Genomic DNA, 18,803 nt, shown 5'->3' on the forward strand with positions numbered 1-18,803 from the left:
CGACCAGCACGACACCGGCGACAACGCTGGCGACAGCGATCCGCCGGCGTCCCCGCGGGCCCGGGGCGTCGTAGAGAACCGAGCGGCTCACCGCGCCACCCGCAGCCGTTTCTCCGCCGCCAGCACGAGCAGGCCGGCGGGGATGACGATGACGAGATAGCCGATCACGACCCCGGCGTAGACCGGCAACGCGGGTTCCCCCCGCGCGCCGTTCAGCGTGCTCGCGACGCTGTAGAGCTCGCCGCCGACGCCGAACGCGCCGACGATCGCGGAGTTCTTCACCATCGCGATCCCGACGTTGCCCAGCGGAGGGATGACCGCCCGGATCGCCTGCGGCAGGATGACCAGCCGCAACGACTGGCCGAAGGTGAGGCCGATCGAGCGGGCGGCCTCCGCCTGGCCTGTTTCCACCGCGCCGATTCCGCTGCGTACCGCCTCACAGACGAACGCGGCGGTGTAGACGGTCAGCCCGGTGACCCCGAAGGCGAAGTACGAGCCGTTGATCCCCACCTCCGGCAGGCCGAAGGCGAAGGCGAACAGGACGATCGTCAGCGGGCAGTTGCGGACCAGCGTGACGTAGGCGGTGCCCACGGCGCGCAGGGGCGGCACCGGCGACACCCGGAATCCCGCGAGAACGACCCCGAGCAGCAACGCCGCCACGGCGACCAGACCACAGATCGTCAGTGTTCCCAGCAGGCCGTCGGCGTACAGGCCGAGGTTGTCGGTGATGACATCCATGGCGGCTCCGGGGTGGCGTTGGCTCGGGGTTACGGGCTCACAGCACTAACGGAACTAACAGCAGGTTACAAAGGTGACGAAGGCACCGGGCCAGGAAGATCCTGCTCAGGAGCAGGTGGCGAGCGTGGGCAGGGCCGGCGCGGCCCCGGCGACCTTGCCCGCCGTGGACTCCCAGGCCTTCGCGTAGCGGCCGTCCGCCGCCGCGGCGGTCAGCTGCTCGTCGATGAACTGGCAGAAGGCGGTGTCACCCTTTTTGATGCCGATGCCGTAGGGCTCGGTGGTGAAGGGCTTGCCGACGATCTTGAACGCGCCGCCACTGGCGTCCACCAGGCCCAGCAGGACGACGTTGTCGGTGGTGACGGCGTCGACCTGGCCGGTACGCAGCGCGTCCGCGCACTTGGAGTAGACGTCGAAGAGCACGATGTTGGACGCGTCGGCGTATTCCTTGATTTTCTCGGCCGGGGTCGACCCGGAGACGGAGCAGACCTTCGCGTTCGCCGCGCGCAGGGACTCCGGCCCGGTGATCGTGGTGTTGTCCTTCTTCACCATGATGTCCTGGCCGGCCTGGTAATAAGGACCGGCGAAGCTGACGAGTTGCTTGCGCTTGTCGTTGATGGTGTAGGTGGCGACGATGAAGTCCACCCTGCCCTGCTGGATCGCGCCCTCCCGCTGGGCCGACGGTGTCTCGACGAAGGTGATGTCGTCAGGGTCGATTCCCAGGCCGTCGGCGATGATTTTCGCGATTTCGACGTCGAATCCCTCGACATCGCCGCCGAGGCCCTTCAGCCCGAACAGCGGCTGGTCGAACTTGGTACCGACGGTGACCTTCCCCGCCTCGGCGAGCTTCGCCGCCGTGGTGCCGGCGGCGAAGCTGGGCTTCACCGGGGTCTCGTTCTCGGTACCGGTCGTGTCACTGCTACAACCGGCGGCGGCGAGCGCGACGGCACCGGCGAGCACAGCCGTCATCAGCCGTCGTCGCCGTAGCGGGTGCCGCTGGAGCGGCTGGGACCTGCTCGACAGGTGTGGAATCCGCATGGTCATCCTTTCCGAGGGGATCATGTCGGCTGTGGGTGGCGGGGAGGGGGCACGGGCTGGTTCAGTGGGGGAGGACACGGGCCAGGAAGTCGCGAGCCCGCTGCGTCCGCGGGCTGTCGAAGAAGTCCGCCGGAGCGCCTTCCTCGAGAATTCCGCCGTCGGCCATGAACACGACCCGGTCCGCGGCCCGCCGGGCGAACCCCATCTCGTGGGTGACGACCACCATGGTCATGCCGTCGCGGGCGAGTTCGGCCATGACGTCGAGCACCTCGGCGATGTATTCCGGGTCGAGCGCCGAGGTGGGTTCGTCGAAGAGGATCACCTTCGGGTCCATGGCCAGCGCCCGGGCGATCGCGACACGCTGCTGCTGCCCGCCGGAAAGCTCGGCGGGATAGCTGCCGGCCTTCGCGCCGACGCCCACCCGGTCGAGCAGTTCCCGCCCCCGGCGCTCGGCCGCGTTCCGCGGGGTTCCCCGGACCTTTGTCGGCCCGAGCGTGACGTTCTCCAGCGCCGTCTTGTGAGCGAAGAGGTTGAAGGCCTGGAAGACCATGCCCACCTCGGCCCGTAACCGCGCGAGCGCGCGGCCCTCCTCGGGCAGTTGCCGCCCGTCAATCGTGATCTGCCCGGCGTCGATGGTCTCCAGCCGGTTGATGCAGCGGCACAGCGTCGACTTGCCCGATCCCGACGGGCCGATGACGACGACCACCTCGCCGCTGTGGACGGTCAGGTCGATCGCATGCAGGGCACGGAAATCGCCGAAGGACTTCTCAACGCCATCYACGACGATCAGGGGCTTACCCCGCGTGCTCTCCGTCACGTGCGGCCCTTCGGTCAGGTTGAGCCGAACGGTAGCAGGTGTACTGTGCGCACTCGGGCGGTGTGTCGGATGCCGAACGTTGCGGGTCCGTCGGCCCGGACTTGTCGCGATCGCGAGAATGCCATCGGGAGGTGAACCGCATGGCGAAGCCGACGAGCGACATGCCCGCGGCCGCTGACCCGGCCCTGCGCGCGGACGCCCGCCGCAACTACGACCTGTTGCTGACCGCTGCCCGTGCCGCCTTCGCCGAGCACGGCACCGACGCCTCCCTGCGGGAGGTCGCACGGCGCGCCGGCGTCGGGATCGGGACGCTCTACCGGCACTTCCCGACCCGGGAGGCGCTCGTCGAGGCGCTGATGCGCGACGGCTTCGACAGCCTGCGTACGAAGGCGGAGGAACTGCTCGCGTCCCCGGCTCCGGGCGACGCGCTGATCAGCTGGCTACGGGAGATGGCCGCCCGCTCGGTCGCCTACCACGGGCTGCCCGCCTCCGTGCTGGCCGCGCTGCACGACGAGAGCTCGCATCTGTACGCCTCGTGCCACGCCATGCGCGCCGCCGCGGCGCGACTGCTCGCCCGCGCCCAGCGGTCCGCGGCCGTCCGCCCGGACGTCACAGCCGAGGAGCTGTTCGCGCTGGTGGCGGCGATCGCCTGGGCGGGTGAGCGGACGCCCGGGGGAGCGGAGCTGACCGACCGTCTGCTGTCGCTGATGACGACCGGGCTGCAGACCGGGCTGCCGCGGATCACGGATCACGGATCACGGCAGGCGGACGGCCGTCCCTGACGCGGCACCGCGCCGACGGCGGCGGGTGAGACTACGAGTTCGCCGCGCGGCCCTGTTTCACGCCGTTTCCCCGCCCCGCCCTCATGGCATCCGGGTGGGAGGTGTCCGGGCGGCGGCGGGTGCCGGGTGGGAGCTGCTCGAGGGAGGACGCGATGCCGGYGAGCACCCACTCCAGGCCCTCGTCGAACCGTTGCTGTGCCTCACCGCGGTCGGTCAGCAACGCGAGATCGGGACCGAGKGCGGCGATATGGGGGTAGCCGCCGGTGTCGACGAGAGTACGAAGGTAGCTCTGCGCCAGATGCTGCTGTTCGGCGGCGTTCTCGCCGTCCCGCCGAGGCATGCGCTGTTCCAGGTGCTCGGAGACGATGTGGCCGACCGTGTAGGTGTCCACAGCCCTGAGGATGCAGATCTTGCGGCGCTGGTCGATGTCGAGGCTGGCGACGGCGRCCAGGGACTGCTCCATGTGACGGATGGCGTTGGGACCCAGCCGCGGCCAGGCGCCCCTGGCCTTCACGATCCAGGGGTGTTGTAGAGTGACAGYGCGTGTCCGTTGGGCGATGGTCCACAGCGCCTCCCGCCAGTCGGCGGGCAGCGGCTCGGGGACGATGACGTCGGCGATGGCCTGGTCGGTCATCAGCTCGAAGAGGTCGTCCTTGCGCTGGATGTGCGAGTAGAGGCTCATTGGACGGGCGCCCAGCGCCGCCGCGACCCGACGGATGGAGACCGCGCCGAGCCCTTCGGTGTCGGCCAGCATGATCGCCGCGTTGACGATCGCGTCCCGGGTGAGCCCCGGCTTCTGCTCCTTGGCCAGGCGGGTCCACAGCAGGCCRACCGGCGGCCGGTCGGCCTGCTGTGAGGCGGTCGGCGCCTGGATCGCGGCATGGCGCTCGCAGGACACGCAATGAGGGTATCGCCGGATCGGATCTGGCGATACCGCGTACGACGAATCGATACACCGTCTCGCTTGAGAGACGGTGTACGGCCTACCGATACGGTGTATCGTCAAGCACGGCAGCGTGTCCGCCCGTCCACGTCGCGCCAGGACACTCCAAATATCACCTGATTTCCGGAGGCTCGTGATGGCAGAACCCCAGGCGTCCACCGCCTCCGGGCGACCGAACGAGCCGAGCGGACCGAACAGTCAGAACAGGGCGAACAAGCCAAACAAAAAGAATGATTCGAGCGAGTCGCGAAAGCTGAGGCAGGCGAGAGCGGACCGGATCGACCCGGCGCTGCTCCGAATCGCCGGGATCATTCTGGTCGGCACGGTGGTCGTGCAGCTGGACACCACGATCGTCGCCGTTGCCATCGACACCCTGAGCCGCTCGTTCGGCGTCGGAATCTCGACGATCCAGTGGGTCAGCACCGGCTACATGCTCGCCCTGGCGATGGTGATCCCCCTGACCGGCTGGTCGGTGGAGCGGTTCGGCGGCAAGCGGATGTGGATGCTGTCGCTGGCACTGTTTCTCGCCGGGTCGGCGCTGTGCGGGGTGGCCTGGTCGGCCGGCAGCATGATCGTCTTCCGGGTGCTGCAGGGCGTCGGCGGCGGCATGCTCCTGCCTCTGATGCAGACCCTCCTCGCCCAGGCCGCCGGCCCACAGCGGATGGGCCGGCTGATGGCCACGGTCGCTGTGCCCGCCCTGGTGACGCCCATCCTGGGGCCGGTGATAGGCGGCGTGATCCTCGACAACCTGAGCTGGCGCTGGATCTTCCTCATCAACATCCCGGTCTGCCTGGTCGCCCTGTTGCTGGCCTGGCGGGGGCTGCCCGACGTGCGGATCCCGGGCCGGCACCCGCTGGACGTCCGCGGGTTCGTGCTGCTCTCCCCGGCGCTGGCGGCGGTCGTCTACGGTTTCTCGGCGGCGGGCAGCAGAGGCAGTTTCAGCGATGTCGAGGCGATCGTCCCGCTGGTCGTCGGCGTGGTCCTGCTGGTCCTGTTCATCGCGCACGCCCTGGTGACCACCGTGGAACCGATCATCGATCTGCGGATGTTCCGCAGCCGCGCCTTCGCCGGCTCGTCCGGGATCATGTTCATCGCCGGGATCTCGCTGTTCGGCGCGATGCTTCTGCTCCCGCTGTACGAACAGCAGGTCCGCGGCCGCAGCGCGGTCGATGCCGGGCTGCTGCTCGCCCCACAGGGGATCGGCATGATGATCGCTGTGATCGTGGTCGGCCGGCTCGCCGACCGGGGTGCCACCCGGCTGCTCGTCCTGACCGGTCTGGTGCTGAGCGTGCTGGGTACTGTCGCCCACACCCAGGTCGGCACCGACACCAGCGAGTGGCTGCTCGGCGCGTCCCTGGCCCTGCGCGGTGTCGGGCTCGCGGCGGTGATGATCCCTGTCATGTCGGCGGTCTACCACGGCCTGCGCCAGGACGAGATCCCCCGCGCCACCTCGGCGGTACGGATCTTCCAGCAGATCGGCGGCTCTCTCGGCACCGCCGTGCTCGCGGTGGTCCTCGCCCACGGGATCGCCGCCCGGGGCGGATCCGCCCAGGTGGACGCGGCCGGGCTGGCGGACGCCTTCGGGGAGACCTTCTGGTGGACGCTGGCGCTCACCGCCGTCGCGGTGCCATGCGCCTTCCTGCTGCCCGGCCGGCTGGCCGCCCCCGCGCCGACGTCCAGTTCGGCCAGTTCGGGCGGCTCGGGCGGCTCGGTCCGGCCGGCGCCCCCGGAGCAGGCCACGGGCATGGACGAGGCCGGCCTGCTGCCCGGCGCCGCGCGGACGGCGGCCACGCCGTCCCCAGGCCTGAACAAGGGCCGAGCGTAACGCTCGCTGACCGGCTCGGCGCTGACCAGCGGCCGGCTCAGTCAGGCTGAGCCGGCCGGYTGTCAGTGCAGGCGCAGCGCGGCGGAGCTCGTGACCACCCGCTCCCACTTCTGCGCATCGACCGGTGGGGTGGCCAGCGGCCGTGGGCCGCCCGGGCGCAGCCCGTCGAGGAGCAGGTCCAGATGGCGACGCCACACCATCGGCGCGACCCGGTCGGTCGCGTCCACCAGGCTGGTCACCGTCCACAACAGAACAGAGATGTCACGGTAAGTGACGTCCGGGCGCAGTCGACCGGCCTTGCGGGCGGCCTCCAGCAGGCCGTCCACCACCCGGTGGATCTCCTCCCGCAACGGCCGGCCGAGGGCCGAGTCCCACAGCCGGCTGTTGCCCCTCCCCTCGCTGGCGTGCCGTTCCACGAGGGTCCGCACGAACGTCTCCAGGCGCTCGCCGGGTTCCCGGTGTTCGCCGGCGGCCCTGGCCAGGCTCAACATGCGTTCGAGGTAGGGCAGGGCGACCGCGTCCAGCAGCGCCCCCTTGGTCGGGAAGCGGCGGTAGACGGTGCCGATACCGACTCCGGCGCGGCTGGCGACCTCCTCCATGGTGAAGGCGGGGCCTCGCTCGCCGTACACCTCGGACGCCGCGGACAGCACCCGTTCCCGGTTTCGTGCCGCGTCGCAGCGTAGCCGTTCCGGCGCCGTGACCTCTGGCGGCGCGGGCACGGACGAAGTTTCCGCGGTCCTGCTCATGACGACACGGTAGTAGGGTCACGCGGCGAATACAGCCGCTACCAGGACTGTGTGGTCGCCGGAGCGCCGCCGCGCGGCTCGGGCAGCGCCATGCTCTTGGTGGCCGCGGCCCCGGCGGCCGGGGTGCCGGTGGGCTGCCGGCGTACCGGCACGATCGCGGCCGCCACCCCGGCGGCAACCATCGACACGGCCAGTACCGCGAAGCTCACACTGTAGCCGTGCTCGCTCGGCAGCCCGCTCGCCAGCGCGCCGGAGGCGAGGATGCTGGTGACGACCTGGCTCCCGATCGATCCGCCGATCGTGCGGATGTTCGCGTTCATTCCGGTCGCGGCCCCGGTCTGGGCGGGCGGAACAGCCTCGATGATCAGGTTGGACATGGACGAGAACGCAAGCCCTATACCGATGCCCTGGATGGTCGTGGCGACGAAGAACTCCCAGGGCTCGTGGTGCGCCACCGAGAGCATCAGGAACGGGACCGAGGCCAGCAGGGAACCCACCACCAGCGGCTGCTTGGCCCCACGCCGGGCAGTGATCTTGCCGATCAGGGAGCTCATGATGATCATTGCCATGCTGCTGGGCAGCATGTACAGCCCGGAGGTGGTGACCGAGGCGTCGAAGCCGTAGCCGGCCTCCGGGGGCGCCTGCAGGAAGGGCGGGATGACGATGAAGGTCGAGTACATTCCGACGCCGAGCAGCAGTGCCGCCACGTTGGTCCACCACACGGCCGGGACACGCATCATCGTCATGTCGATCAGCGGTACGGCGGAGCGTTCCTCCACCTGGATCCACAGCACGATCAGCACCACGGCCGCGCCGAACAGGGCCAGCGTGCCGCCGGACGTCCAGCCCCAGGCGCTGCCCCGGTTGAGCCCGAGCAGCAGTGCGACCAGCCAGCCGGACAGCAGCGCCGCGGCCGGGAGGTTGACCCGTCCCGGGTTGCGCACCGGGGACTCCGGGATGAACAGCGCCGTTGTCAGGGTGGCGATCGCCGACATGATGAGCGGGATCCAGAACAGCCAGTGCCACGACAGGTGGTCGACCACCGGCCCGGCGATCACTATGCCGAACGCGCTGCCGATGCCGAGCATCCCCGACATCATCCCGATGGCGCCGGGCACCCGACGGGCCGGGAACTCGTCGCGGATGATGCCGAAGGACAGTGGGAACAGCCCGCCGCCGAGCCCCTGGATCACCCGGGCGACGATGAGCACGCCAACCGAACTCGTCAGCGCGGCCAGCAGCGATCCGGCGGTCAGCGAGGCATAGACGACGACGAGCATCTTCTTCTTGCCGAACATGTCACCGAGGCGGCCCAGGATGGGTGTCGCGACCGAGGCGGACAGCAGGTAGGCGGTGAGCACCCAGGTTGCCGTCGTCTGGGAGGTGTGCAGATCCCGCTGGATGACCGGTAGGGCCGGCAGCACCATCGACTGCAGCAGCGTGTAACCGGCAGTACCGAGTGTAAGTGCGGCAAAGGTGATGGCGACCTGCCGGTCGCTGCGTTCTGTGGACATGGGCCTCCGTCCCGGACAAGCGGAATTGCCCTCCGGATCGTAACAGTTAAGCGGAGCTTGCTTCCGTTTAACTGGCCGGTCACCCGGCGGCCCGGAGTCGGCCCGGCCGCTGGTGGTCGAGACCGTCGCGGCTCGCCGAAGGCGCCACGCGTGGCCGTCTCACGCCTTGTCCGGTGTCGTGGCTGGTGTACTGGTTGCTGACCAGCCTCGACCGATCACGGTCGATCGCGTGTGGTCGCCGTCAGTCGTGGGACGGCGTACCCTCCGCCAGCGCGGCGGCGAGCAGGAGGCGCAGGGTTGCGCGTTCCTGGGGGCTGAGTGTGTCGAGGATCCTGTCCTCGACGGCGTCCATCCCGCGTTCGGCGGCCATGATGGCGCCGCTGCCGGCGGGTGTGCGATACACAAGGTGGCGCCGGCGGTCGGCCGGGTCGCGCCGGCGTTCCACCCAGCCCAGGCGCTCGACCTCGTTGAGGAGCAGCACGAGGTTGTTCGCGTCCAGGCACAGCACGTCGCCGAGCTGCCGCTGGGGGACGCCGGTGTCCTCGCCGAGATGGTTGAGGGCCACGAACTGCTTGAGCGTCATGCCGAGCACGTCGTCGGTGGCCTCCCRGTACACGCGCCGGGCGAGGCGTGTCAACAGGACGATCGACCCTGAGGTGGTTGCGGCGACGCTCATGATTCCAACGATCTTATCATTGCGGGGTCAATATTGCTTCTTTGATAATCAACGATATAGTGACTATTCCATGAGCGACATCATCGTTCCGGCTCCGGTCACGCTCTCCCGTTCGCGGCGGCGATGGCTCGCCCTGCTGGTCGCCCTCACGGCGCAACTAATGATCATTCTTGACTCCAGCGTGGTGAACGTCGCGCTGCCGGTCATCCAGAACGATCTGCACTTCAGCCAGGCCAACCTCACCTGGGTCGTCAACGCCTACATGATCAGTTACGGCAGCTTCCTGCTGGTCGCCGGCCGGCTTGGTGACCTCGTCGGCCGGAAGAAGGTCTTCCTCGCCGGCATAGCGCTGTTCACCGCCGCCTCGGCCGCCTGCGGGCTCAGCGACGGGCAGGCGTTCCTGATCGCCGCCCGTTTCGCGCAGGGCCTGGGCGGGGCGCTGGCGTCGGCGACCATCCTCGCGTTCATCGTCACCGACTTCCCGCAGCCGCAGGAGCGGGCCCGGGCGATGAGCGTCTACCTGCTTGTCACCGTCAGCGGCGGCTCGCTCGGCCTGCTGCTCGGCGGTGCCCTCACGCAGGCTCTGGGCTGGCACTGGATCTTCGTTATCAACATCCCGATCGGCCTGCTCGCGTTGCCGGCCGCGGCCGCGTTCATCTCCGAACGTCCCGGCAGCGGCCTGCGGCAGGGGGCCGACCTGCCAGGTGCCGTTCTGGTCACCGCGGCGGTGCTGATCGGCATCGACGCCATCGTGCAGGCGGCCGAGTACGGTTGGCTGTCGGGGCACACCCTTGGCCTCGGCGCGGTCACGGTCGCGCTGCTCGGCGCGTTCGCCGTCCGGGAGTCACACACGTCGAACCCGCTCGTTCCGATACGGATCCTGCGGCTGCGYAGCCTCATCGGTTCCAGCGCCGTACGCGCGGTCGTGGCCGCCGGCATGTACGGGGTGTTCTTCTTCGGGGCGCTGTACCTGGAACAGGCCCTCGGGTACGACGCCGTCCACACGGGGCTTGCGTTTCTGCCACAGACCGTCATGGTGGCCGTGCTCTCCATGGGGATCACCGCCCGGCTCGTGTCCGCCTGGGGGCCCGAGCGGGTTCTCGTCTCCGGGCTGATTTCCATGATCGCCGGACTGCTGCTGCTCGCCTGGTCGCTCGGGGGCGAGCACGTCGACTACTTCCCGGGGCTCTTCTTCGCCTTCGTCCTGGTCGGGCTGGGGACCGGCGCGGTCTTCATGCCCCTGCTGACCATGGCCGTGGCCCAGGTCGCGCCCGCCGACGCCGGCCTGGCCTCGGGGATCGTCAACGTCTCCATGCAGATCTCCGCCGCGGTCGGCCTGGCCGCGCTGGGGACACTGTCCAGCAACCGGACGGCCAGCCTCCTGGCCGACGGCCACAGCCAGCTTGCCGCGTTCACCGGCGGCTGCCGTCTCGGGGTGCTCACCGGCGCGGGATGCGTGGCGTTCGGCCTCCTGCTCGCCGTCACCGTGCTGCGCGCTCCCCGGAGCAGGCGGGAAGTCGTGGACGTCCCGAGCCAGCCGGCCGACGGAGCTGTCCTGCCCGGGCAGTCGGCGCGGAGCCGCTGACGGGCGCCGCGCACGTCGCCCACGAGAAGGCGCCGGCCGAGGCCGGTCGGAGCGGCGACGCCGTACAGCGGGCTCGTGTCCCCGCCGCCCCGCCGAGCGCAATCACCATCAGTAGCGGAAATGGCCCGTGCGCGGCCCTGGACGTGGCGCTGGAATGTACGGATCCACACGGAATCGGCGGATTTGACAACTTTCCGTGATGGGGTGCTGTCCATCCGCACCTTCCTGGCTGGATAGCCTCCCTATGCGGCCGAGTGTCACCAAGACGGACGCCCCTACGCTTGTCCTCCCCGAACCCGCCGGAATCGGAGCATGCCCTGTGTGGACGTACCGCGACGCCCGATCGTCACGGGCAGTGCGCCTGGTGGTTATCGCCGCGTTGTGGCTCGGGGTAGTCGCGGCCTGTGGTGAGGAAGCCGGGCCGTCCGGGCCCGCCCTGCCTCCGGTGAGGGCTTCGGGGCTGCCGGGAACCCCGCCGTCGTCGCCGTTGTCGCCGTCGGCCGCCGCCGGCGGGGGTAGCGGGGCCGAACCGGTGAACGTGTACGCCGCCGCCGGGGCGAACCAGCTCAGCCCGGCCGTCCGCGGGGCCAGGCAACTCGTCTACGTCCCGAACAGCGACAGCGACACCGTGGACGTGATCGACCCGACGACCTTCAAGGTGGTCGACCATTTCGTGACCGGCCGTAATCCGCAGCACGTCGTCCCGTCGTGGGACCTGTCGACGTTGTACGTGACCAACAACGCGGGTAACAGCCTCACCCCGCTCGACCCGGTCACCGGGAAGATAAAAGGGTCGAACATCCCCGTCGCCGACCCATACAACATGTATTTCACCCCGGACGGGAAATATGCGGTCGTCGTCGCCGAGGCGCTGCAGCGACTGGACTTCTACGACCCGAAAACCTGGGAGCTGCGCACCCAGGTGAAGGTCGACTGCCCCGGCGTCGACCATGTCGACTTCGCCGCCGACGACTCGTTCTTCGTGGCCACCTGCGAGTTCTCCGGCAAGCTGGTCAAGGTCGACCTGCGGACGCTTTCGGTCGTCGGCTACCTGACGGTCGGTGGCATGCCGCAGGACATCAAACTCGACCCGCGGGGCGAGCTGCTCTACATCGCCGACATGATGGCGGACGGCCTGCACATCATCGACCCGGTGCGCTTCCAGAAGGTTGGTTTTCTGGCGACGGGCAAGGGCGTGCACGGCCTTTACCCGAGCCGGGACGCGACCGTGATGTACGCGTCGAACCGCGGCGAGGGCTCCATCTCCGTCATCGATTTCGCGACCCGCCAGGTCCGGCAGAAATGGCAGCTTCCCGACGGCGGCAGCCCGGACATGGGCGGGGTGTCCGCCGACGGGTCGGTGCTGTGGCTGACCGGCCGCTACAACGGCGAGGTCTACGCGATTTCCACCAGGGACGGGAGCCTGCTGGCCCGGATCAGGGTCGGCCCGGGCCCGCACGGCGCCTGCGTCTGGCCCCAGCCCGGCCGCTACTCCCTCGGCCACACCGGCATCCTCCGCTGACGCGGCCCACGCCCGAGCCCACCCGGAACCCGCACCGGGCCGGGCCGACCACACTGGATGCCATGTGCTCCATGCGTCAGGCATTCGCTCATGATGCGGTCCTCGTCCTGGCGTCCGAGGCCGATATACGGGCGCCGGGCGCGGCCGTCACGGTGGCGTTGTGCGGTAGCTGGGATCACGAGCCGCCGTGCCCGCTCGCGCCGCATCACAGCGAGGCGACCCGGGCGGACGGCGAGGTGCACCTGCGAATCCTGTTCGCGGCCGACCCGGAAGACGAAGGCGCTGTCCGGCACCGCATCGACACCGCCCTGGCCGGAGGCCACCTGCGAGGCCCGGACGGCGCCACCAGCCGATGGCAGCTACGCGCCACCCGGCACAGCAAGGTCGCGCCGGAAGAAGCCGATCACGCGGAACGCCTGATTCACGCCTGACGTGTGCGGCCCCGGCTCCGGGGCCAGGCCTGAACGGCTGGGCCCCGCGGCTGCGCCTGACAGCAACCCAGCGCGCCATCAGTTACGAAACGTGACTAAAAAGGATCAGACGGCAAGATGAGAGCAACCAGCGACGGAGACCTGACGAGCGCCTGACGCGGGACAGGCGAAATCCACTGATCATCGAATTCTCGACACTCTGTGACTGTCGAAGATCCTGTCCCCGTGGCCTGCCCGTCCCGCTCGAATCCTTCTGGGAGCGGTTCCGCGTGCCGGTCCCTGCTCCAGGTCGGTAAACGTCGGGTATACAAATACGCCCGTGAATGAATGAACGGTTACGGCAGGCTGTACCACGAATAACGGTGTCGTCATCGACTTCTACGGCTACCTGGCCGCTATCTTCGCTACTGTCCGTTGTCTGGCCCGGGATGGCGGGAGCGTCTATCGTTGGAGGATCGTCTCATAATTCGCCGCCTCGAACGACTTCTGTCGTCGGTTACTCCGGGTAGTATTTGATCTATGGGTTTGACGCGGGTTACCGTGGCGTTTCACTGGAATTACCCCATATCACGGCAGGTATAACCAGTCGTGGTCGGATGATATTAGACGTGCTGGAGATCAGTTGGCTAGCCTTGCCCCGACGGATGGTCAGGGATTTCCTCATGTCGGGCGGCGGTGGCCGGCCAGAAATACTCCGCCAGAGACTTCTTGCAGATCCAACCGGGTTTGTCCTTCGGGATGGGGGCACACTGGCATGGAGATTCAGATTCTTGGTTCGCTGGTTCTCGTCGCCGGCGACCAGCGGACCTCGATCGCCTCGCGGCGAGTGCGTACCGTGCTCGCACTGCTCGCACTGTCGCCGGGTACGGCGGTACCGTTCGACCAGCTCGTCGACGAGATCTGGGCGGACAAGCCAATTGGCAACGCACGTAATGCCCTGCAGGCCAACATACTGCGTCTGCGCAAGCTTCTGGAACTGGTAACCGGCCGCCCCGGCGACGAGTTGGTGCGCACGGTCGGCGGCGGCTACCAACTTGTCGTGCCGGCGGACTCCGTTGACGCCCATCGGTTTCTCTCCCYGGCCAAACGAGGGTCGGTCAAGGGGAGAAACCGTCCGGACGAGGCCATCGAGCTGCTGGAGGAGGCGCTGCGGCTGTGGCGCGGGCCCGCCCTGTTCGACGTGTGCGACGGGTTGCGCTGTCGAATCGAGGCGGCCAGGCTGGATGAGCGCAGGCTGGGAGCTCGCGAGGACCTGATCGCGGCCAAGCTGGCGGTAGGCGCCGAGCGCGGTGTGGTATCTGAACTACGCCAGCTCACCGCCGAGCATCCGGAGCGGGAGCGGTTCAGTGAACAGCTCATGCTCGCGCTCTACCGCGACGGGCGGCAGATCGAGGCGCTCGAAGTCTTCCATCACGCCCGCAAGCGACTCGCCAACGAACTCGGGCTGGAACCCGGCCGTGCGCTGCGCCAGCTTTACCAGGCGATTCTCGTTCAGGACCGGATGCTCGGCTAGCCGGGGAGAGAAGCGGCCGACACCGCACACGGAGTTGCGCTGTCGGATGTGATCGGCAGGCGGCTGGCCGACAAACTTGGCATCGACCCTGGCACCCGGCCGCGTGAGACACACGCCGCGATTCCGGCCGATGGCTCCGGACCGTGCGCCCCGGGCGACCGGGTCGTCGCCCGAACACGGGAGAACGTGTTTCGGCGGCGCGTTGTCCGATTGATCGAAACAGCTCTCCAAGCCTGAAACAGGAGGAAGAAAATGACCACGGCCGACTTTGCTGTGACAACCGACGAGCGCTACGAGAAAATCAAGGAAATCGTCTGCGAAATCCTGGAGATCGAACCGTCGGAAATAACCGCTAGCAGTCGGTTCAAGGAGGACCACGGAGCCGACTCGCTGGGCGCCATCGAGATCCTCTCCGCGCTGGAACGGACCTTCGATGTGGAGATCGACCAGGCCGAGCTGGTCAGGATGGTCAACCTGGAGAGCGTCATCGCGGTGGTCGACGAGGCCGCGGCCAGGCGGTAGCCGATGACCCCACCGGCCAGTGACGAGGACTTGGAGGACACKGTGAACGCGGTGGACGAGCAGCACGACGTGGTGATCACCGGACTGGGTGTGGTAACCAGCATCGGCATCGGCGTTGCCGACTTCCTGGCCGGTCTGCTCACTGGGCGCAGCGGGGTCAAGCCGATCACCGCGTTTGACGTGAGCGGGTTCGCGTACGCAAACGGGTGTGAGGTCACCGACTTCGATCCGGCGGAGTGGATCGAGCGCATCGACATCGCCGAGGTCGGCCGTGCGAGCCAGTTCTCCGTGGCCGCGGCCAGGATGGCGGTGGCCGACGCCGGGCTGGCGTCCGACGAGCTGCGCGGTCGGCGGACGCTGGTCTCGGTGGGCACCACCGACGGCGAGTCGCACGACCTGGACACGCTGACCGGCCACCAGCTCCGGCACGGTCCGGAATCRCTGGACACCACCATGGCTCGCCGGTATCCCGCCAGCCGGTTGGCCACCAGCGTGGTCCGTGAGCTCGGCCTGACCGACGTGGAGGCGGTGACCATCCCCACGGCGTGCGCGGCCGGCAACTACGCCATCGGCTACGGGTTCGACGCGATCCGCGGCGGGGATGTGGACGTTGCGCTGTGCGGCGGCGCGGACGCGGTGTGCCGCAAGACCTTCACCGGGTTCTACCGGCTCGGCACGATTGCGCCACAGGTGTGCCAGCCGTTCGACCGGGACCGCAAGGGCATCCTCACCGGCGAGGGCGCCGGCATCCTGGTCATGGAGAGCCTGGCCTCGGCGCGGGCCCGCGGCGCGCGAATCTACGCCAGAGTGCTTGGCTACGGCCTCAACTGCGACGCGCACCACCCCGTGGCGCCGGATCAGGACAGCCTGGCCAGGTGCATGGAGCTGGCCCACCGCAACGCCGGCATCAAGCCGGAGGAGGTCGACTTCATCTCCGCGCACGGCACCGGGACCAAGGCCAACGACACCACCGAGGTCGGGGCGATCCGGCAGGTGTTCGACGCTCCGCCGCCGACCGTCTCGATCAAGTCGATGCTCGGGCACAGCATGGGCGCGGCCAGCGCGCTCGCCTCGGCCGCGTGCGCCCTCGCCCTGCACGAGAGCTTCATCCCGCCGACCGTCAACCACAACGAGACCGACCCGGAGTGCGCACTGGACTGTGTGCCGAACCAGGCRCGCGAGGCCGAGCTGAACGTGGTCCAGAACAACGCGCTCGCGTTCGCCGGGAACAACGCGGTGCTGGTGCTCGGCAGGTACCGGGAGCTGGTGTGAGCCTGGTCTGCCGGCGTCCGGCCACCCGGTCGGACGCGGTCAGAATCCTGTTCCTGCACGGACTCGCGGGCCGGCCGGCCGTGTGGGACCAGGTGGTCGACCGCCTCGGCGACGAGGTGGAGCCCTGGGACGCCGAGCTGCCGTGGCACGCGCTGGCCGACGGCACCTGGAGCCACCGGGACGACTGCGACGACGCGCTGGTGAGCACCGTGGCGGCCGGTGCGGCCGGTCGCCCGTTCGACGTGGTGGTCGCCCACTCGTACTCGGCCGGTGTCCTGCTCGAGGCGCTGGCCGCGCGGCGGCTGGACCCGTCGGCCGTCGTCCTGATCAGCCCGTTCTACCGGCCGTCGACACAGGACTTCGACTGGACGGCGATCTCCCATTACCTCAACGATTTCCATCTGATGTTCGAGGAGGCGCTGCGGCTCGGCGAGACCGCGCGGTTCTCCGAGCGGCGCAGGGCGTGGATGGCCGGCCAGATGCGTGAACAGGTCGGCCCCTACGGCTGGATGCGCTGGTTCCAGCAGTATCTGCGCACCCCGTTCCTCGACCTGTCCGCGGTGCGCGTCCCGGCGTTGGTGATCACAGGAGACCGCGACATCGCGGCGCGGCCGGACGACGGGCGCCGGCTGGCCGCGGCCCTGCCCGACGGCCGGTTCACCCTGTTCGCCGACTGCGGCCACTTTCCCATGCTGGAACAGCCGGACCGGGTGGCGCGGCTGGTCAGCGGTTGCACGCACATTCGAGTACCCGACGACCCACACCTGGAGCTGACGTGACCCCGACCACCGTGGCCGACCATTCCACCAGCGTGTCCACCAGCGTGCAGATCAGGCCCCGCTACGAGGGCTCGAACATCTGCACCTGGATCGGGTTCAAGCATGTCAACTACATGGTCGAGGAAGCGGTACTCGACCACTTCCGGCAGCGAGGTTTTCCAGCCGGCGAGCTGTACGAGCGCTACGGCCTGTGCGTGGACATCGTCGACCTGGATACCAAGATCCTCACCGCGTTCCACATCGACGACGTGGCCGATGCCACCGTGCGGGAGGCGGCCGGCGACGGACCGGGGCTGCGCCTCGCCGTCGAGCTGAGCGTGGTGCGTGACGGAGCGGTGGTCAGGGCGGTGAAGTCGAAGGTGACCGTGTCACTGCGGCTGGACCCGAGGGGCTGGCCGGCCGAGCAGGTGCCGGCCGCGCTGGCGCCCTACGTGGTCACCGCGCTTGGCCGTGGCGGTCTCATCGAGCCGATCGTCCTGAACGGCGCCGACCCGCTGGACACGCTGACCGCGGGGCGCAACGCCTACGCCTGGGTGTGGCGGATGCCGTACTTCTACTGCCACTTCACCGAGCGTGTGCAGATGTCCGGCTACCTGCGCCAGATGGAGGAGACCCTCGACCTGTTCGTCGCCGACCGCGGCGTGTCGATCAAGAAGCTGCTCGACGAGCAGAACTGGATCCCGGTGGTGCCACACTCCCGAATCACCTTCGTCGGTGAGGCGAACATGGAGGAGGAGCTGTACACGGTTTTCACCGTGGAGAACGTGTTCAAGCGCTACACCTTCACCGCGCGGACGGATTCCTACGTGCTGCGCGACGGCACGCTGGTGCCCACCGCGACCGGCCGGATCACCCACGGYTGGGCAGTGATCAGAAACCGGCGGGACTGGAGCCTCGTCGACTTCGACGACCGGCTGGCCGACGCGCTCGCCGGCAAGCCCGGCTCGCGCAGCGGCAGGGGATCGGCGTGACCACTGCGGAGCCGTCCACACCGGGCACGCTGGTCAGGAGCGCCGGGCAGCTCGTGATATCCGCCTATACCGCGGTGTCCCCGTACGGGGTCGGCCGAGCCGCGTTCGACGATGGCGTACGAGCCGGCCGGCCCGCGACCGGCGCGCTGGGCGAGGCGTGGCTGCCCGGCCCGTACGCCGTGGCCGGGCTGATACCCGGATTCACCGCGGCCGGCGCGCTGGGCAACAAGGGCACCCGGTCGATGGACCGGGCCACCGCCATCGCGGTCACCACGGTACGCGAGCTGATCATCGAGGCGGGGGCCGCGGTCACCGGACAGCCGGAGCAGGTCGGCCTGGTTCTCGGCACCGGGCATGGCAGCGTGCAGTCCATCATGGACTTCACGAGGGACTCGCTCACCGGCGAGAAGCCCTACCATGTCGACCCGGCACAGTTTCCCAACACGGTGATGAACCGGGCTGCCGGGCAGAGCGCGATCTGGCACGGAATCAGGGGACCGAACACCACGATCTCCGGTGGCTGGCTGACCGGCCTGCTCGCACTGAGCTACGCGGCCAGGATCTACCGGGCCGGCCGGTGCGCCCGGGCGCTGTGCGGTTCTGTCGAGGAGTACTCGCGGCAGCGGGCCTGGTTGGAGTTTCACGCCAGGGGTGGTGTCAGCGGCACCGGCGCCCTCGGTGAGGGCGGAGCCGCGGTGCTGTTGGAGTCGGCGCGCGGCGCGACCGAGGCCGGCCGGACCCCCCTGGCCGCGGTGCTGGCCATCAGGTTCGGCGCGTTCGGCGCCCCGGCCGACGCCGGCACGGCGCTGGCCGGGTGCGTGCGCGGTGCGCTCGCCTCGGCCGGCGCGGCGCCGGAGTCCGTTCGGATCGTGTCCGGAGTGGACGATGGCGGTGAGTTCGGCGCGGTGGAGCGGGCCGCGGTACGCGACGCGCTCGGCGGCGACGGAGCGCGCTGGGTGAGCTGTCGGCGGCTGATCGGTGACACCTCGGCGGCGGCGACCAGCTTCCAGCTGGCCACGGCGCTGGCCGTGGCCGAGCCGGGAGATCTGGCGTTGGTCACCGGGGTCGACCCGGACGGCGCGACGGTGGGCTGCGCACTGCTGTCGGTGGCGCGGTCGTGAGTGCGCAGGTG

At 69.2% G+C, this 18,803-nt stretch carries 18 protein-coding genes; 11 read left to right on the forward strand and 7 right to left on the reverse strand.

The genetic code is table 11. The features are described 5' to 3' along the window. Window positions 1-87 precede the first annotated feature (87 nt). The 3 genes from BL254_RS03150 to BL254_RS03160 all read right to left on the reverse strand — a co-directional run bounded on the left by BL254_RS03150 (window position 88) and on the right by BL254_RS03160 (window position 2,563). A complete protein-coding gene (locus BL254_RS03150) occupies window positions 88-738 on the reverse strand; it encodes an amino acid ABC transporter permease (RefSeq protein ID WP_047222053.1) in 651 nt (216 codons plus the stop codon). Window positions 739-843: 105 nt separating this feature from the next. Then, entirely contained in the window at window positions 844-1,773 is a 930-nt protein-coding gene (locus BL254_RS03155) for a glutamate ABC transporter substrate-binding protein (protein WP_254857759.1), read from the reverse strand. Window positions 1,774-1,834: 61 nt separating this feature from the next. Beyond that, a complete protein-coding gene (locus tag BL254_RS03160; RefSeq protein WP_175648276.1) occupies window positions 1,835-2,563 on the reverse strand; it encodes an amino acid ABC transporter ATP-binding protein in 729 nt (242 codons plus the stop codon). A 167-nt stretch (window positions 2,564-2,730) separates the two neighbouring features. Between BL254_RS03160 and BL254_RS03165 the strand changes: the two genes are divergently transcribed. Then, complete coding sequence (locus tag BL254_RS03165; RefSeq protein WP_076842475.1) at window positions 2,731-3,372, forward strand: TetR/AcrR family transcriptional regulator; 642 nt, start codon at window positions 2,731-2,733, stop codon at window positions 3,370-3,372. Between the two features lie 31 nt (window positions 3,373-3,403). Here the strand turns inward: BL254_RS03165 and BL254_RS03170 are convergent, their stop codons facing one another. Continuing rightward, window positions 3,404-4,270, reverse strand: a complete 867-nt coding sequence (locus tag BL254_RS03170) for a TetR/AcrR family transcriptional regulator (RefSeq protein WP_076842476.1) — start codon at window positions 4,268-4,270, stop codon at window positions 3,404-3,406. 370 nt (window positions 4,271-4,640) lie between these two features. On the opposite strand from BL254_RS03170, the gene BL254_RS03175 reads away from it, so the two are divergent. Beyond that, window positions 4,641-6,140, forward strand: a complete 1,500-nt coding sequence (locus BL254_RS03175; RefSeq protein ID WP_235433343.1) for an MDR family MFS transporter — start codon at window positions 4,641-4,643, stop codon at window positions 6,138-6,140. A 62-nt stretch (window positions 6,141-6,202) separates the two neighbouring features. Here the strand turns inward: BL254_RS03175 and BL254_RS03180 are convergent, their stop codons facing one another. The 3 genes from BL254_RS03180 to BL254_RS03190 form a co-directional block, all read right to left on the reverse strand. Next, window positions 6,203-6,859 (reverse strand): TetR/AcrR family transcriptional regulator, encoded by a 657-nt coding sequence (locus tag BL254_RS03180; RefSeq protein WP_047222163.1) that lies wholly within the window; start codon window positions 6,857-6,859, stop codon window positions 6,203-6,205. A gap of 65 nt (window positions 6,860-6,924) precedes the next feature. Beyond that, the gene (locus BL254_RS03185; protein ID WP_047222050.1) at window positions 6,925-8,400 is read right to left on the reverse strand and encodes an MFS transporter; all 1,476 of its coding nucleotides are present in this window, start codon (window positions 8,398-8,400) and stop codon (window positions 6,925-6,927) included. 241 nt (window positions 8,401-8,641) lie between these two features. Beyond that, a complete protein-coding gene (locus BL254_RS03190; RefSeq protein ID WP_076842478.1) occupies window positions 8,642-9,076 on the reverse strand; it encodes a MarR family winged helix-turn-helix transcriptional regulator in 435 nt (144 codons plus the stop codon). A gap of 70 nt (window positions 9,077-9,146) precedes the next feature. Here BL254_RS03190 and BL254_RS03195 point away from each other — a divergent pair, with 70 nt between their 5' ends. The 9 genes from BL254_RS03195 to BL254_RS03235 all read left to right on the forward strand — a co-directional run bounded on the left by BL254_RS03195 (window position 9,147) and on the right by BL254_RS03235 (window position 18,792). Continuing rightward, on the forward strand, window positions 9,147-10,661 hold the full coding sequence (locus BL254_RS03195) for an MFS transporter (RefSeq protein WP_047222048.1): 1,515 nt from the start codon (window positions 9,147-9,149) through the stop codon (window positions 10,659-10,661). Window positions 10,662-10,980: 319 nt separating this feature from the next. Beyond that, the gene (locus tag BL254_RS03200; protein ID WP_047222047.1) at window positions 10,981-12,183 is read left to right on the forward strand and encodes a YncE family protein; all 1,203 of its coding nucleotides are present in this window, start codon (window positions 10,981-10,983) and stop codon (window positions 12,181-12,183) included. A 71-nt stretch (window positions 12,184-12,254) separates the two neighbouring features. Beyond that, window positions 12,255-12,614 (forward strand): hypothetical protein, encoded by a 360-nt coding sequence (locus BL254_RS03205; RefSeq protein WP_047222046.1) that lies wholly within the window; start codon window positions 12,255-12,257, stop codon window positions 12,612-12,614. A gap of 754 nt (window positions 12,615-13,368) precedes the next feature. Then, complete coding sequence (locus BL254_RS03210; protein ID WP_083730802.1) at window positions 13,369-14,127, forward strand: AfsR/SARP family transcriptional regulator; 759 nt, start codon at window positions 13,369-13,371, stop codon at window positions 14,125-14,127. A 252-nt stretch (window positions 14,128-14,379) separates the two neighbouring features. After that, on the forward strand, window positions 14,380-14,649 hold the full coding sequence (locus tag BL254_RS03215; protein WP_047222045.1) for an acyl carrier protein: 270 nt from the start codon (window positions 14,380-14,382) through the stop codon (window positions 14,647-14,649). A gap of 3 nt (window positions 14,650-14,652) precedes the next feature. Beyond that, on the forward strand, window positions 14,653-15,921 hold the full coding sequence (locus BL254_RS03220; RefSeq protein ID WP_083730803.1) for a beta-ketoacyl synthase: 1,269 nt from the start codon (window positions 14,653-14,655) through the stop codon (window positions 15,919-15,921). Continuing rightward, window positions 15,918-16,700, forward strand: coding sequence for an alpha/beta fold hydrolase (locus tag BL254_RS03225; protein ID WP_047222044.1), 783 nt, complete (start codon window positions 15,918-15,920; stop codon window positions 16,698-16,700). The genes BL254_RS03220 and BL254_RS03225 overlap by 4 nt, the downstream gene beginning before the upstream one ends. After that, window positions 16,697-17,671, forward strand: a complete 975-nt coding sequence (locus BL254_RS03230; protein WP_047222043.1) for a thioesterase family protein — start codon at window positions 16,697-16,699, stop codon at window positions 17,669-17,671. Before BL254_RS03225 ends, BL254_RS03230 begins: the two co-directional genes overlap by 4 nt. Further along, window positions 17,668-18,792, forward strand: coding sequence for a beta-ketoacyl synthase N-terminal-like domain-containing protein (locus BL254_RS03235; protein WP_200902344.1), 1,125 nt, complete (start codon window positions 17,668-17,670; stop codon window positions 18,790-18,792). Before BL254_RS03230 ends, BL254_RS03235 begins: the two co-directional genes overlap by 4 nt. Window positions 18,793-18,803 lie beyond the last annotated feature (11 nt).

Source organism: Protofrankia sp. BMG5.30 (genome assembly GCF_001983005.1).
In the GTDB taxonomy this organism is placed as follows: domain Bacteria; phylum Actinomycetota; class Actinomycetes; order Frankiales; family Frankiaceae; genus Protofrankia; species Protofrankia coriariae.

Coding starts and splice junctions, on each gene's coding strand:
- BL254_RS03150 (WP_047222053.1), bottom strand. CDS start 738: ATGGATGTCATCACCGACAACCTCGGCCTGTACGCCGACGGCCTGCTG.
- BL254_RS03185 (WP_047222050.1), bottom strand. CDS start 8,400: ATGTCCACAGAACGCAGCGACCGGCAGGTCGCCATCACCTTTGCCGCA.
- BL254_RS03165 (WP_076842475.1), top strand. CDS start 2,731: ATGGCGAAGCCGACGAGCGACATGCCCGCGGCCGCTGACCCGGCCCTG.
- BL254_RS03205 (WP_047222046.1), top strand. CDS start 12,255: ATGCGTCAGGCATTCGCTCATGATGCGGTCCTCGTCCTGGCGTCCGAG.
- BL254_RS03215 (WP_047222045.1), top strand. CDS start 14,380: ATGACCACGGCCGACTTTGCTGTGACAACCGACGAGCGCTACGAGAAA.
- BL254_RS03155 (WP_254857759.1), bottom strand. CDS start 1,773: ATGCGGATTCCACACCTGTCGAGCAGGTCCCAGCCGCTCCAGCGGCAC.